Source organism: Croceicoccus sp. YJ47 (genome assembly GCF_016745095.1).
Classification (GTDB): domain Bacteria; phylum Pseudomonadota; class Alphaproteobacteria; order Sphingomonadales; family Sphingomonadaceae; genus Croceicoccus.
Map to the genome: position 1 here is coordinate 1,174,893 of NZ_CP067087.1, position 13,350 is coordinate 1,188,242.

16 protein-coding genes are annotated in these 13,350 nt (G+C 61.1%); 10 read left to right on the forward strand and 6 right to left on the reverse strand.

The genetic code is table 11. The annotated features are described in order from the left end of the window. Positions 1 to 8 precede the first annotated feature (8 nt). Genes JD971_RS05785 through JD971_RS05795 form a run of 3 tightly spaced genes read right to left on the reverse strand, consistent with a single transcriptional unit; the run spans position 9 to position 1,316 of the window. On the reverse strand, positions 9 to 566 hold the full coding sequence (locus JD971_RS05785) for an RNA polymerase sigma factor (RefSeq protein ID WP_371809719.1): 558 nt from the start codon (positions 564 to 566) through the stop codon (positions 9 to 11). Positions 567 to 581: 15 nt separating this feature from the next. Then, positions 582 to 1,016 carry a periplasmic heavy metal sensor gene (locus tag JD971_RS05790; protein WP_202086631.1) on the reverse strand — a complete coding sequence of 145 codons (435 nt, stop codon included), beginning with the start codon at positions 1,014 to 1,016 and terminating at the stop codon, positions 582 to 584. A 3-nt stretch (positions 1,017 to 1,019) separates the two neighbouring features. Then, positions 1,020 to 1,316 carry a hypothetical protein gene (locus JD971_RS05795; protein WP_202086632.1) on the reverse strand — a complete coding sequence of 99 codons (297 nt, stop codon included), beginning with the start codon at positions 1,314 to 1,316 and terminating at the stop codon, positions 1,020 to 1,022. Between the two features lie 149 nt (positions 1,317 to 1,465). Here JD971_RS05795 and JD971_RS05800 point away from each other — a divergent pair, with 149 nt between their 5' ends. From JD971_RS05800 to JD971_RS05845, 10 genes are all read left to right on the forward strand, one after another. Beyond that, positions 1,466 to 2,152 carry a class I SAM-dependent methyltransferase gene (locus JD971_RS05800; RefSeq protein ID WP_202086633.1) on the forward strand — a complete coding sequence of 229 codons (687 nt, stop codon included), beginning with the start codon at positions 1,466 to 1,468 and terminating at the stop codon, positions 2,150 to 2,152. Next, complete coding sequence (locus JD971_RS05805; protein WP_202086635.1) at positions 2,149 to 2,616, forward strand: DUF411 domain-containing protein; 468 nt, start codon at positions 2,149 to 2,151, stop codon at positions 2,614 to 2,616. Before JD971_RS05800 ends, JD971_RS05805 begins: the two co-directional genes overlap by 4 nt. A 44-nt stretch (positions 2,617 to 2,660) precedes the next feature. Continuing rightward, positions 2,661 to 2,936, forward strand: a complete 276-nt coding sequence (locus JD971_RS05810; protein WP_202086637.1) for a hypothetical protein — start codon at positions 2,661 to 2,663, stop codon at positions 2,934 to 2,936. A 280-nt stretch (positions 2,937 to 3,216) separates the two neighbouring features. After that, positions 3,217 to 4,500, forward strand: a complete 1,284-nt coding sequence (locus tag JD971_RS05815; protein WP_236672378.1) for an APC family permease — start codon at positions 3,217 to 3,219, stop codon at positions 4,498 to 4,500. Between the two features lie 112 nt (positions 4,501 to 4,612). Next, positions 4,613 to 5,362: a glutaredoxin gene (locus JD971_RS05820; protein WP_202087390.1), complete on the forward strand. Its 750-nt coding sequence runs from the start codon at positions 4,613 to 4,615 to the stop codon at positions 5,360 to 5,362. Continuing rightward, the gene (locus JD971_RS05825; RefSeq protein WP_202086641.1) at positions 5,359 to 5,772 is read left to right on the forward strand and encodes a potassium channel family protein; all 414 of its coding nucleotides are present in this window, start codon (positions 5,359 to 5,361) and stop codon (positions 5,770 to 5,772) included. Before JD971_RS05820 ends, JD971_RS05825 begins: the two co-directional genes overlap by 4 nt. Then, positions 5,769 to 6,296: a DUF305 domain-containing protein gene (locus tag JD971_RS05830; protein WP_202086644.1), complete on the forward strand. Its 528-nt coding sequence runs from the start codon at positions 5,769 to 5,771 to the stop codon at positions 6,294 to 6,296. The genes JD971_RS05825 and JD971_RS05830 overlap by 4 nt, the downstream gene beginning before the upstream one ends. Next, positions 6,293 to 6,781 (forward strand): DUF6692 family protein, encoded by a 489-nt coding sequence (locus tag JD971_RS05835; protein WP_202086645.1) that lies wholly within the window; start codon positions 6,293 to 6,295, stop codon positions 6,779 to 6,781. Before JD971_RS05830 ends, JD971_RS05835 begins: the two co-directional genes overlap by 4 nt. Before the next feature lie 93 nt (positions 6,782 to 6,874). Beyond that, on the forward strand, positions 6,875 to 7,579 hold the full coding sequence (locus tag JD971_RS05840) for an NAD(P)-dependent oxidoreductase (protein ID WP_202086646.1): 705 nt from the start codon (positions 6,875 to 6,877) through the stop codon (positions 7,577 to 7,579). A gap of 71 nt (positions 7,580 to 7,650) precedes the next feature. Further along, positions 7,651 to 9,003 carry a rhodanese-like domain-containing protein gene (locus JD971_RS05845; protein WP_202086647.1) on the forward strand — a complete coding sequence of 451 codons (1,353 nt, stop codon included), beginning with the start codon at positions 7,651 to 7,653 and terminating at the stop codon, positions 9,001 to 9,003. Between the two features lie 11 nt (positions 9,004 to 9,014). On the opposite strand, the gene JD971_RS05850 is transcribed toward JD971_RS05845, so the two are convergent. Genes JD971_RS05850 through JD971_RS05860 form a run of 3 tightly spaced genes read right to left on the reverse strand, consistent with a single transcriptional unit; the run spans position 9,015 to position 13,348 of the window. Further along, on the reverse strand, positions 9,015 to 11,345 hold the full coding sequence (locus JD971_RS05850; RefSeq protein WP_202086648.1) for a heavy metal translocating P-type ATPase: 2,331 nt from the start codon (positions 11,343 to 11,345) through the stop codon (positions 9,015 to 9,017). Positions 11,346 to 11,357: 12 nt separating this feature from the next. Then, the gene (locus tag JD971_RS05855; protein ID WP_202086649.1) at positions 11,358 to 12,908 is read right to left on the reverse strand and encodes a multicopper oxidase family protein; all 1,551 of its coding nucleotides are present in this window, start codon (positions 12,906 to 12,908) and stop codon (positions 11,358 to 11,360) included. 56 nt (positions 12,909 to 12,964) lie between these two features. After that, a complete protein-coding gene (locus JD971_RS05860) occupies positions 12,965 to 13,348 on the reverse strand; it encodes a copper-binding protein (protein ID WP_236672296.1) in 384 nt (127 codons plus the stop codon). Between the last annotated feature and the right edge of the window lie 2 nt (positions 13,349 to 13,350).

The window sequence follows — 13,350 nt, forward strand, 5'->3', positions numbered from 1 at the left end:
CACCTGCGCTACCCCTCAAAGTTTTCGAATCGCTCCTTCAGCCGGTTGCGCGCGCGGTAGATGCGCGTCTCGACGGCCTTCTCCGTGGTGCCGAGCAGCTCGGCAGCCTCGGCCTGGCTGTACCCTTCGACAGTGACCAGCACGAGCGCCTCTTGCAGCCGCACCGGCAAGCGCCCGATTTCGGCCTCGACCAGCCGCAGCTGTTCGCGGGCTCCGGCAACATTTTCGGGATTGGGGGCATCGTCGGCAACGGCGTCGGCTTCCCGCCCGCTCGGCAAGCCAAGGAAGCCCGCAACTTTCCTCCGGCGGAGCCTGTCGCGGCACCTGTTGAGAACGATTGTCGTCAAATAGGGACCGATGGGCTTGCTCGGGTCGACGCGATGCCGTGTCAGCCAGACCGAAGCGAGACCGTCCTGGACGACATCTTCGGCCTGCGATGGTGAACCCAGCATACGCGTGGCAAGCGCGATCAACCGGGCGATCTCGCTCTCGACGAGAGCTGTAAACGCCCGCTTGTCACCGGCTATCGCCCGCCCGATCAGCGCTTCGTTCGAAGTGTCATCCACCGCTGCCAAGGCTGATCAGTCACGCGGATCGCGCGTGAGGGCCGCGGACACTTTCCGGTCGAACTGAAGCTGCTGATCGGGATCGAGAATTTCGCGCATGTCGAAGACGTGGCGCACGGTCGCTTTTTGCAAATCGCCCATGCGCGCATGCACCTCGTCGATCGCGGCACTGACTTCGGGCCCGTATTCGTGCTCGGTTTCCATCGCCTGGGCGAGCTGGGCGTTGGCTGCGCGCGCAGAGGCTTCGAGCCTTGCCTGTTCTACCGCGAAACGCGCTTCGAGCGCGTCGAGACGCTCCTCCTGGTCAGCCGAGAGCGAGAGTTCATCGTGCACGAACTGGTGCAGGCTACCCTCGGCATCGTTGTTGGACCAGCGATCGGCTGCAAGCGCTCCGAGGCATCCGGCGAGCGCCGCCAGCAGGACCGCGAGGACAAGGTGAAACTTCTTCAACGCCTATGACCCCACATGAAGCAATGCAGCAGGTGACAGGGATTCTCCGCCAACGAGGCTCTCGCCAACAATTTCTGTAGGAGCGCCATATTCGGACGGCCATCCGCTGGTCCCTGCGCCTGCCGCCAGGCCGACGACAAACAGACCGGCGAACAAGGCCATTCTGCGCCGCTGATCGGCAATTTCGCCAAGCTGTCCCGCGCGCTGCCAGACGCCGTTCATGAAGTCGGGCGGCACGTCGCCAGCCTCCTGCGAGGCCATGTTGCCGAGCATCGCATCGAGTGTCTGATTATCACGCATCCCTTGCTCCTGTCGGTTGCACGGTTTCTATACGCGACACTTCGCGCAAACCCTCAAGTTTCTTTTTTGAGGGCTGCGGGTTGGCGACGCGTAAGAGGAGATAAGTGTAGCAACAGCGGTATGTACCAGCGTCGAATGGGAGCCATGGCATGAAAAGCGCGGCAGTTCCGCCAAAAGAACGCGAGTTCACTCCGCCGCTGGGCAAAAGCTGGCTCACGCCGTTCTATGACCGCGCGATCGCAGTCTTTACGCGCGAGAGCCGGTGGCGCCGCGCGATCGTCGAAGAGGCCGTATTGGTGCCGGGCGACAAGGTCATCGATGTCGGGTGCGGCACCGGGACCTTGCTCAGGGCGCTGATGGCCAGCTGTCCCGAAGCCGGCTTCATCGGCGTTGAGCCAGACCCCGCAGCGCTGGTTATCGCGCAGCGCAAATTCGGGGCCGGAGTCGATATGGTCCGGTGGCACAACGGCTTTCTCGACAGTCTCGAGCTTTCCGGCGGCTGGCAACCAGATAAGATCGTCAGCACCCTCGTCCTTCACCAGGTGCCTTTGGCGCAAAAACGCGCGATCCTCGAGCAGATCGAGAACCTGCTCGCCCCCGGGGGCATGGCGCTGATTGCTGACTATATGGGGCAGGATGCTCCACTCATGCGCGCGCTGTTCCGTTCGAGCGTTCAGCTTCTCGACGGCGTGAAGGACACCCAGCCAAGCGCCGACGTAGCCGTCGAGAAATTGCTCGCCGAGATTTTCGCGGACGCCGAATTGCTCGATCGTATCCATACCGCGACCGGAACCATTTCTCTCTGGCGCGGCATCAAGAAAGGCAATGCTCAATGAACCTCATGAAAGACTCGAGACCGCTGCGCCGTTCGCTGGCGGCCTCGCTCCTCCTCGCCCTTGCAGCCTGCTCGAATGCGGCCCAGGCCGCGACCTACACCATGTACCGCGACGCAGGATGCGGCTGCTGTCTCAACTGGGCCGGTCACGTCGAACATGGGCTCGAAGCAGAGGTCGCCTCGGTCGACACCGACGACATGGCTGCGCTCAAGACAGCCAGGGGTGTGCCGCAGGATCTGTGGTCGTGTCACACGATGGAAGTCGATGGCTATATCATCGAAGGCCACGTACCCGCCGGTGCGGTCGCGAAGCTATTGCGCGAACGACCTGAGGGCTTTGCCGGTCTGGCCGTGCCCGGAATGCCGCTTGGCTCGCCCGGAATGGAAGTCGGGGACCAGGTGCAGCCTTATGATGTCATCGCCTTCGGTCCAGGCGGGCGGAGCGTGTTCGCATCCTACCCGTGACTATGGACGAGCCAGTTTCGTGCCAACTCTAAAGGAGGACCATCATGTCAGACTATTCGGTTAAAGCCTCAATACTGATATGGGGCTGGACACTCAGTCTCTTCCTGCTTTTCAGCTACCTGATCTGCATCGGTTTCGGCCTGCTCGCGCCCGAACGGGCGCATATGCACGAAGCATGGGCGCCGCTGCTTCCCGGTTTCGAATGGCTAACCCTCTCAGGCTTTCTGGCAGGCGCTCTCGGCAGCTTTCTGTACGGCTGGTACATCGCGATCATTGGGGTGCCACTGCTGCGATTTTTCCGAAACCGGTTCAGGACGTAGCAAATCGGCGGCGATGGACGCGTGCCTTGATACTCGCGGAGCATTTCCAGCTGCGCAAGCAGTCCGCTTTGGGCTGCAATTTGCTCGAGCGCCCCGAGCAAAACGCAACTCTCCGGATTTGTCCTGAAATATTTTTGAGGGATGAGCCCCGGCTGAACGTACTGTTCGGCATGATCTTTCTTTAACGGGAGACCATCGACAGGGGAAAGTCTTGCAAGACAATGAGCACGAGAATCAAAGCGAGGCAGCTGGCTCGATAACCCTGCTGGGCGGCGTGGCGATGGGAACCGGCGTCATGATCGGTGCCGGCATATTCGCGCTGACCGGGCAGATCGCCGAGCTTGCCGGTCCGCTCTTCCCCTTATCCTTCATCGCTGGCGCGCTGGTAACCTCGCTGGCGGCCTACAGCTATATCAAGATGTCGAACAAATGGCCGTCTTCGGGCGGCGTCGCGATGATCTTGCAGAAAGCATATGGTCCCGGCGTCATTGCCGCGTCGGCATCGCTCCTGATGGCGCTCTCGATGGTCATCAATGAAAGTCTCGTGGCCCGCACCTTTGCGACTTACGCGCTGCGCCCGTTCGGCCTCGAAAGCAGCGGGTGGCTCGTTTCTCTCGCAGCGCTTGCCCTCATCATCTTCGCCTATCTCGTCAATGCAGCGGGCAACAAGTCGGTAAGCAGCTTCTCGCTCATCATGTCCGCCATCAAGATCGGCGGCATCGCGCTGTTCGCAGTCGCGGCGATCTGGGCCAGCGGTTTTTCATCACGCGCGTTTTCGCAGCCCGTCTCGCTGACCAATGCAGAAGCCCTGCTCGCCTCGGTTGCTTTCTCGATCCTCGCCTTCAAGGGCTTCACCACAATAACCAATAGCGGCGGCGAAATCGTCGACCCGCACAAGAATGTCGGCCGGACCATCATGATCTCGATCGCGGTCTGCATCGTGATCTACCTGCTCGTGGCAGTGGCGGTGGGTTCGAGCCTGAGCATATCCGAGATCGTCGAGGCGCGCGATTATTCGCTCGCGGCCGCAGCGCGTCCGGCGCTGGGTGAGCTGGGCTTCTATTTCACCGTGGCGATCGCGATCGCCGCCACGACGTCGGGCGTGATCGCGAGCGTATTTGCTGTGTCGCGCATGCTTGCGATGCTGACCGACATGAAAATGATCCCGCACAGCCATTTCGGCATGAGCGGCGGGATACGCAGCCACATGCTGGTCTATACGGTGGTCATTGCCGGGACGCTTGCCGTCCTGTTCGATCTGTCGCGGATCGCCTCGCTGGGCGCCTTCTTCTACCTCGTCATGGATATGCTGGTGCACTGGGGCGTCCTGCGTCACCTGCGCAAGGAAGTCGGCGCGCGCGCAACAATACTTCTCACAGCACTTGCGGCAGATGGCGTGGTCCTCGCAGCCTTTACCGCGGCCAAATTGCGCAGCGATCCTGCCGTTGTCTCCTATGCGGCGATCGGCATCGTCGCGGTGTTTGTGGGAGAATGGATCTACCTCTCGCGCAATTCCGAAGCGCCCGCTTCTCACCAACATGATCGGTCAGGAGAGAAGAGTTGATGGCACCTTCTTCAACCAGCTTTGCCGCTTTTACGCCGGGCTTTTTCGAAACCGTCTCCCGAAAACCGGAGTTGACGAAGCGAAACGTCACACAAAACAGATGGAGCGATTCATGACGACCCGAACAGCGGCGGTTTACCGGATGGTTATGGAGGACCATGTCTGTCCCTATGGCATCAAGACGGTCGATCTTCTCAAGCGGCAAGGCTTCGAGATCGAGGATCATCACCTGACCAGCAGGCAGGAAACCGACGCATTCAAGGACAAGCACGGCGTCGACACCACCCCGCAGACTTTTATCGAAGGCAAGCGCATTGGCGGCTATGACGATGTCCGCGAGTTCTTCGGCAAAAGCCGCTCGCAGCCCGAGGAAGGCGAAACCAGCTATCAGCCGGTCATTGCGATTTTCGCGATCGCGCTGCTGCTCGCGCTCGGACTGAGCTGGGCCTTTTTTGATAACCTCTTCACTGTCCGGGCCGCCGAATGGTTCGTCAGCCTCTCGATGACCCTGCTCGCTGTCCAGAAGCTTCAGGACGTGCGCAGTTTCTCGACGATGTTCCTCAACTACGATCTCCTCGCACGGCGCTGGGTGCCCTATGGCTTCGTCTATCCGTTCGGCGAAGCCGCTGCCGGCATTCTCATGACCGCGGGCGCGCTGACCTGGCTTTCTGCCCCGCTGGCATTGTTCATCGGCACCGTCGGCGCTGTCAGCGTCTTCAAGGCTGTCTACATCGACAAGCGCGAACTCAAATGCGCCTGCGTGGGCGGCAGCAGCAATGTGCCGCTCGGCTTTGTCTCGCTGACCGAAAATCTGTTCATGATCGGAATGGGCCTGTGGATGGGCGCGAAGCTTCTCGCATGATCACCGCGCTCCTTCTCGCCGTCTTCCTGTTCCTTGCAGCCGTCGCTTCCCACCTTGCCATTCTGGGTGTCGGCCACCGGCTTTTCGATCGCCGCCGCGATACGCTGGCAAAGCTTGCCGTGTCGCTGCTCGTGCTCGCGTCGCATTTCCTGGTCGCGATCCTTTTTGCCGCAGGTTTCTGGCTGGGCGCGCAATGGGGTCTGGGAGGGTTCGACAAAACACCTTCCATGGACTGGATGGACTACTTCTATTTCTCGCTCATCAACGTGACCACACTCGGACTGGGCGACATTTATCCGACCGAGCACCTGAGGGTTCTCGCCGGCGTCGAGGCCCTCACCGGCTTCGCCCTCATCAGCTGCTCGGCGCAGCTATTCTGGACCATGATGCACAAAGGAGAAGAAGCATGACCGAAAAGACAACCCACTCGGACAAGGGAGGGGGCGGCAACTACTGGCGGTTCATGGCCATGGTGTCGACTTCGACCGTGATCATGTTCTTCCTGATGTATGCCAACACCTTCACCATTGACGATGTCTTCTGGAGCGAAACGCGCTTCTGGATGATGTTCGTCATGGGTGCGATGATGATGGTCGTCATGCTGCTCTTCATGTGGGGCATGTACAAGGACCGGACCAAGAACTTCATCATTCTGGGTGTCGGCGCCTTTGTGTTCGCGCTCGCACTATGGCTGGTGCGCAGCCAGACCACCGTCGACGATACCGAATATATGGCAGCGATGATCCCGCACCACTCAATCGCGATCATGACCAGCGAACGCGCGAGCCTGAAAGATCCTCGCGTGCGCGAACTCGCGCAGGCTATCATCGTCGCGCAGCGCCGCGAAATCGCCGAGATGAAATATCTCATAGACGATATCGAGCAGAACGGTCCTCGGACCGAAGAACGCCTGCCCGAGGAGATGCAGCCATGAACAAGATAGCTTTCACAGCGCTCATCGCGCTGCCGCTTGCCGCCTGCAATTCGAACACCGCTCCGGGCAACGACCGCGAAGCCCAGCTCGACCCACCTGCCACTGCCGCGCCGATCGAGGACGCGGCCAGTGCACTGGCAAATGTCAGCCCGGGCCTCATGCTTCCCGAGACAATGAATGAGGCGGACCTTGCTGCTCTGGGCGCAGGACAGGCCTGCCAGTTCCGCCTGACCGAAGTGGCCTTTCCGTCGTTTGTTTATGACGGCGACGGGGGCGGAGCGATCAAGATCAATGGCAAATTGATCCCCGTGACCGCCGATGGCCCCGGCAGCTATGCGAATGGCGAGCTTCGGATCAGAACCCGTATGCTGGATGATGAAGGCGATGCGGGCCTGCAAATGCAGGAGATGATCGTGGCAGCACCAAGAGCCAAGGATGAATTCGGCTTCTGGGGTTATACCACCTGTCCGGCTGACGGAGCCTGATACTGGCAGGGCGCATGGGCGGGCCGTCGGCTACCCCGTGCGCCCGCGCCGCCGCCCTTCGTCGCCCATACCAGTCTTAACAGGAACAAGCAGATGACTGATACGAGGCCCATCGCTGTCTTCGGCGCAGGCGGGAAGACCGGCACCGAGCTATTGAGGCGTGCCCTTGCCCGGGACATACCGATCCGCGCCTTCGAACACACCGTGCCTGGGCCAGACGAGCGAGTGGGCGACTTCGAATATATCGAATGCGATGTGCTGTCGGACGATTTCGCGGGCGATCTCGATGGCTGCCGCGCGGTCATCTCGACCCTCGGTGTCGCTTTTGGTCCGGGCAATGCGATCGATCCACCGCCGCTCTATACCGATGGCACGCGCAACCTGCTCGGGGCGATGGCACAAGCGAAGATCGACCGCATTGCCGTGATCTCCGCCGCCTTCGTCGAACATCAGTCGAGCGTTCCGGCGTGGTTTGAACTCACCGCTAAGCCAGCATTGTTCAATATACTCGAGCAGATGCGCGCCATGGAAGCGATGCTCAGCGACGCCCAAGGTATCAAATGGACGACCGCACGGCCGGGTTGGCTGCTGGATGAGCCTTACACTGGCGAGGCCGTGATTACGGACGAGCGGCTGGCGGAAGGCTGTTTCCGCTGCCGTCATGCTGATCTCGCGGCGAGCCTGCTTGAATTCGTGTGCGAAGATACCTGGATCAACGCAAAGCCTGCCATCGGCAGGCCCGAAGCCGAACATTTCGAGAGCCCTGCCACCATCAAGGCCGAACTCGGGATCGATTGAGCGCCGTATCATTTTGCGATTTGTGACGGGCCCGAACGTTACAAGTTGTGAGCAACAGACAAGGAAATCGTATGTTTCTGGAGAAAATCAAAACCCCTGGCCTCTCGCACCTTTCCTACATCATCGGCTCGGGCGGACAGGCAGCGGTCATCGATCCGCGCCGGGACTGCGAGATCTATGTCGAAAAGGCCCGGGCCGAAGGACTGGAGATAACGCACATCTTCGAAACCCATCGCAATGAGGATCTGATCAGCGGCTCGCCGATCCTTGCGGACTTGACTGGTGCGACGGTTCACCACGGTCCCAATCCGGCGGGAAACGTGGTCTTCGCCAACACTACGCGCGAAGGCGATTGTTTCGAGCTGGGTCAATTGAAGATCGAAGTGCTTGAAACACCTGGACACACTGACGATCATCTCGCTTTCGTCATTCATGACAGCGAATATTGCGAGGGACCGGTCGGCGTCTTTACCGGCGATGCGCTGTTCGTCGGCGATGTCGGGCGCACCGATTTCTATCCCGAGCGCAAGGAAGAAGTCGCGGGCCTTTTGTTCGATTCCCTGCAGAAACTTTGCGGCCTCGGCGATCAGGCGATTATCTACCCGGCGCATGGTGCGGGCTCGGTCTGCGGGTCGGGAATGGCGGACCGGGAATTCTCGACAATCGGCCACGAGCGGCGCAACAACCCGCGCCTGCGCATCTCCGACCGCGATGAGTTCATCGAGGCGAAGGTAGCAGAGCACCACTACCAGCCGCCCTATTTCCGGCTGATGGAGCGGCTTAACCTCGAAGGGGCCGATGCCGCGCCGCGGATTATGCGGCCAAGGCGTCTGGGGCTGGAAGACCTTAGCGAGAGCGGCGCTGATCACCTGGTCGATGTGCGCGAGCCGCTCGCCTACGCTGCTTACCATCTGCCGGGTGCCATGTGCCTTCCGGTTGGAATGATACCGGCCTTTGCCGGATGGTTCCTCGGTGAAGGCGACAGGATCGCCCTCATTGCTTCCGAGGAAGGCCAGCTAGCCCAGGCCATGGCCCATCTGGTGCGCATCGGTCTCGATAATGTTGTCGGCGGTTATGTCGGCGTGGTTCCAGCCGCCGCACAGGGCAAAGCGATGCGCAGCATTCCCATGATTGGCACCGAGGAAGTCGCGCGCAGGCTCGATCAGGACAGCGGCGAGTGGACCTTGCTCGACGTGCGCGACGCGGACGAACGGCAAGTAGCAAGCATCGACGGGTCAGAACATATCTATGTCGGTGAGCTCAACACGCGGTGGGATGATCTCGACCGCGACCGCCACTACACGCTGATGTGCGCGAGCGGCATGCGGGCGAGCGTTGCCGCAGGCTGGCTGGCGAGCCAGGGCTTCAAGCGCCTCGACATCTATCTCGGCTCCATGGGGGCATGGAAGAACGCGCATGGCTGATGTTTGGCCTCTCAGACTGCAAGGCGCAGACCCCGCAGCCGCAGTGCATTCCCTATCACCGATACCGAAGAGAGGCTCATGGCCGCCGCCGCGATCATCGGGCTGAGCAGCACTCCGAAGAAAGGATACAGCACGCCTGCCGCGACCGGAATGCCAAGCGTATTGTAAGCGAAGGCGAAAAACAGGTTCTGCCGGATGTTGCGCATCGTTCCGCGCGATAGCACGATGGCCTGCACCACTCCCGTCAGGTCCCCGCGAACCAGCGTCACACCGGCGCTTTCGATTGCAACATCGGTGCCGGTGCCCATGGCAATGCCGACATCGGCGGCGGCCAGTGCAGGCGCATCGTTGATCCCGTCCCCGGCCATGCCGACGCGGCGACCTTGCGCTTTCAGCTCTTCGATCTTGCGGTGCTTGTCTTCGGGCGAGACATTGGCGTGCACTTCGTCGATTCCCATTTCGCGCGCGACCGCTGCGGCAGTGCCGCGGCTGTCGCCAGTCAGCATAACGACCCGGATTCCGCGCTTGTGCAGCGCCGCAATGGCCGCTGCACTGGTAGGCTTGATCGGATCGGCCACCGCAATGAGCCCTGCCGGACGGCCATCGAACGCCACGAACATCACCGTCTGACCCTGCTTGCGGCCATTTTCGGCCGAGCCGAGCCATGCCTTGTCATCGATCCCAACGCGCCGCATCATCTTCTCATTGCCGATCGCAACACGGCGGTCCCGGACGTTGGCTTCAACACCTTCCCCGGTCGTCGAAGCGAGGTCCGTAGCATCGGCGGGGGTGACGCCGCGCGTCCGTGCACCTTCGACGATTGCGTGGGCCAGCGGATGTTCGCTGCCCATCTCCACGCCTGCCACCGCAGCCAGGAAGTCGCTTTCCTCGATGCCTTCTGCCGGCGTCACCGCCACCAGATCGGGCTTGCCCATCGTCAACGTGCCGGTCTTGTCGACCACTAGCGTATCGATCTTCTCGAGTGTCTCCAGCGCCTCAGCATTGCGGATCAGGATGCCGTGCTGGGCACCCTTGCCTGTGCCCGTCATGATCGACATCGGCGTAGCGAGACCAAGCGCGCAGGGGCATGCAATGATCAGGACTGCAATGGCATTGACCAGCGCATAGGCAAGCGCAGGGGCGGGTCCCCAGATGGCCCAAACCACGAAGGTGGCGATGGCGATCACAACCACCGCAGGCACAAACCAGCCAGCCACCTGATCCGCCAGTCGCTGGATCGGTGCGCGGCTGCGCTGCGCCTCGGCCACCATCTGGACGATCTTGGACAGCATCGTGTCCTTGCCCACGCCGGTTGCGCGCATGACGAACCCACCAGTCTGGTTGACTGTGCCGCCAATGACTGTGTCGCCAGCCTGTTTGGCGACCGGCAGCGGTTCGCCGCTGATCATGGATTCATCGATAGCGCTCGATCCCTCCTCGATTTCGCCATCGACGGGAACTTTGTCGCCCGGTCGAACGCGCAGACGATCGCCTGTGGCCAGCTGGTCGAGCGGCACCTCGCGCTCGTCGCCGGAGCCGAAGATCTTGACCGCGCTGGGCGGTGCCAATTCGAGCAATGCCCGCAAGGCGCTCGAGGTCGAGCCTCTTGCCTTGAGCTCGAGGACCTGTCCCAGCAGAACGAGCGTCGTGATGACCGCTGCCGCCTCGAAATAGACTCCGACCCGTCCCGAATGGTCGCGGAACGCTGCAGGGAACAGATCGGGCGCGACCGTCGCCACCACGCTGAACAGATAGGCGATGGCAACACCAAACCCAATCAGCGTGAACATGTTGAGATTGCGCGTTTTGAGCGACTGTATGGCCCGAACGAAGAACGGCCAGGCGCCCCATAGAACCACTGGTGTGACAAGGGCGAACTGCGCCCATTGCGCCCAGGCAGGTTCGATCAGCCGGTCGAAACTGAGCCCCGGTGCCATGTCGCTCATCGCGTAGACGAACAGAGGCAGCGTAAGCAGTGCGCTCCACCAGAACCTGCGCCGCATATCGACCAGCTCGGGGTCGGGGCCATCGCCCAGCGAAACGGTTTCCGGTTCGAGCGCCATGCCGCAAATCGGGCATGAACCCGGCCCGGGCTGGCGAATTTCAGGGTGCATCGGGCAGGTGTAGATCGTGCCTTCTGGCACATCCTCGACCGCGTCGAGATGCGCACCCGAAAGATAGAGCTCGGGATCGGTGACGAACTTGTCGTGACAGCGCGGCGAACAGAAATAGTGTTTCGCGCCATCATGCGTCGCGCTATGCTCGGCTCCTTCGATCGCGACGCTCATGCCGCATACCGGGTCGATCGCGGTACCCTCGATCACGCTCTGGTCCTTGCTCATCGCCTGTCCTTCCTAGCTCTTCACGACTACGAACTGCCCCATCATGCCCGCATCCTCATGTTCGAGAATGTGGCAGTGATACATGTAGGGCAGGTCCGGATCGGTGTGTTCTTCAAAACGCAAGAGAAGGCACACCTGCTCGCGCGGATTGACGATAACGGTATCCTTCAAACCGGTTTCCAGTGGTGGGGGCGCTCGGCCATCGCGGTCGATCACACGAAACTGGACGTTATGGATATGAAACGGGTGGGCCATCATCGAAGCGTTGGCGATCTCCCAGATTTCCCATTGGCCGACCGGCACACGTTCGTTGATCACATTCATGTCCATCGCAGCACCGTTAATGGACATTCCGCCGCCCATCATGCCCATGTCGAGAACGAAACGCCGGGTTCGGACGGCTGACGACGGGTCAGGTGGAGCAAGCGATGCCAGCTGTGCCGGCACCCTGACTGGCTGTGCCGACCTTGCCGGCCTGATATCGAGGATTTGAAACACGTCTCCGGAAGCATCGCCGCTATTGCCGCGACCCATCATGCCTCCGCCCATCATTCCGCGTCCCCGTCCGCCCATCATGCCCATGGCACTTTCGGGACTGCTGGCAAGAAGGCGAAGCGGGCGTCCTTCCGAGAGATCGATAATTACCTGCGCGCGCTCCCCCGGGGCGAGCCTGACCGAGCGGACGGTGTGCGGACGATCGAGCAAGCCGCCATCGCTCGCGATCAGTTGCATCGAACGATCACCTTCGAGCGAGAAATCGTAGAAGCGAGCGTTCGATCCGTTGAGGATGCGCAGCCGCAATTGGCCTGCCTGTGCGTCGAACACAGCGTTTTCAGTGCCGTTGACGAATATCCGGTTCCCGCGCACGCCCATCATCCGCGTATGCATGCTCAGCGGGTACACCAACCGGCCGGATCCATCGATAACGCGATCCTGAACGATCAGCGGAATATCGTCGACGCCATAGTCGCTCGGCAAGTCGAGGCGCTCTTCCTCGTCATCGCGAACATAGATCGGCGCGGCGAGCCCAGCATAGACCTGCGGCCCGGCTTCGCGCTCCAAATGCGAATGACACCAGTAGAGCGAGGCCCGCTGGCGAACTTCGAAAGAGGGGCTCCAGCGTTCGCCGGGACGGATCAACTGATGCGGCCCGCCGTCGGCTGCGGCAGGAAGTTCGAAACCATGCCAATGGACCGTAGCGCCTTCGGCCAGATTGTTGTCGATATGGAACTGCACCCGCTCGCCCCGGCGCATTTCAAGCGTCGGTCCCAGATAGGGTGCGTCGATGCCGATGGTGGGCGAAGCAACACCGGGGACGAATTCCTTCTGGCCTGGTGTCAAAGACAGGCGGAAAACCCGTGCGCCGTGCTCAATCTCGCCACGCTGCAAGGGCGGTATAGCGAGCGGATTGGACCCGTCAGTGCTGTCCAGCATCGATGCGTCTTGCGCTTTGCATCCCGCAAGCGGGAACGCGGCAAAGCCTGCAGCAGCAAAACCAGCGCTTTTGATCAGTGTGCGGCGGTCCACGGGGAATGCCTGGGTGATGCGCGGTATCCGGATCATGCTCCTCCTGTTTCGCGATGGGCGGCACCAGATTTGCCTGGCACCACCCAACCGATTTACTCCTTCGTGATCGACGTGATCACACTGCCTTCAGAACCAGTACGAAATTCAAAGGCAATTCCCTCACCGACGCTTACTTCGCTGCGCAATTGCTCATCGGCTTCGAACGCCATCGTCATCGCCGGCCATTCGATCGCTGGGACCGGACCGTGGTCGACGGTTATCGTGCCCGCTTCGGCATCGATGGCGGTGATGGTGCCTTGCGCACTCGCGGACTGCATTGCGTTGCCCGTATCCCCCATCGGCATATCCTGGCCGTCCATCATCATTGCATCGTCAGCCATCGGCATGTCCTCCATCTCGGCAGTGTCCTGGCTAGAATCGCAGGCTGCCAGCGCCAGCGGCGCGGCCAATAGGGTTATGAGGGTTGTGTGACGCATTC

Coding starts and splice junctions, on each gene's coding strand:
- JD971_RS05840 (WP_202086646.1), top strand. CDS start 6,875: ATGACTGATACGAGGCCCATCGCTGTCTTCGGCGCAGGCGGGAAGACC.
- JD971_RS05860 (WP_236672296.1), bottom strand. CDS start 13,348: ATGCGTCACACAACCCTCATAACCCTATTGGCCGCGCCGCTGGCGCTG.
- JD971_RS05825 (WP_202086641.1), top strand. CDS start 5,359: ATGATCACCGCGCTCCTTCTCGCCGTCTTCCTGTTCCTTGCAGCCGTC.
- JD971_RS05800 (WP_202086633.1), top strand. CDS start 1,466: ATGAAAAGCGCGGCAGTTCCGCCAAAAGAACGCGAGTTCACTCCGCCG.
- JD971_RS05855 (WP_202086649.1), bottom strand. CDS start 12,908: ATGATCCGGATACCGCGCATCACCCAGGCATTCCCCGTGGACCGCCGC.
- JD971_RS05805 (WP_202086635.1), top strand. CDS start 2,149: ATGAACCTCATGAAAGACTCGAGACCGCTGCGCCGTTCGCTGGCGGCC.
- JD971_RS05845 (WP_202086647.1), top strand. CDS start 7,651: ATGTTTCTGGAGAAAATCAAAACCCCTGGCCTCTCGCACCTTTCCTAC.
- JD971_RS05795 (WP_202086632.1), bottom strand. CDS start 1,316: ATGCGTGATAATCAGACACTCGATGCGATGCTCGGCAACATGGCCTCG.
- JD971_RS05835 (WP_202086645.1), top strand. CDS start 6,293: ATGAACAAGATAGCTTTCACAGCGCTCATCGCGCTGCCGCTTGCCGCC.
- JD971_RS05810 (WP_202086637.1), top strand. CDS start 2,661: ATGTCAGACTATTCGGTTAAAGCCTCAATACTGATATGGGGCTGGACA.
- JD971_RS05815 (WP_236672378.1), top strand. CDS start 3,217: ATGGGAACCGGCGTCATGATCGGTGCCGGCATATTCGCGCTGACCGGG.
- JD971_RS05820 (WP_202087390.1), top strand. CDS start 4,613: ATGACGACCCGAACAGCGGCGGTTTACCGGATGGTTATGGAGGACCAT.
- JD971_RS05830 (WP_202086644.1), top strand. CDS start 5,769: ATGACCGAAAAGACAACCCACTCGGACAAGGGAGGGGGCGGCAACTAC.
- JD971_RS05850 (WP_202086648.1), bottom strand. CDS start 11,345: ATGAGCAAGGACCAGAGCGTGATCGAGGGTACCGCGATCGACCCGGTA.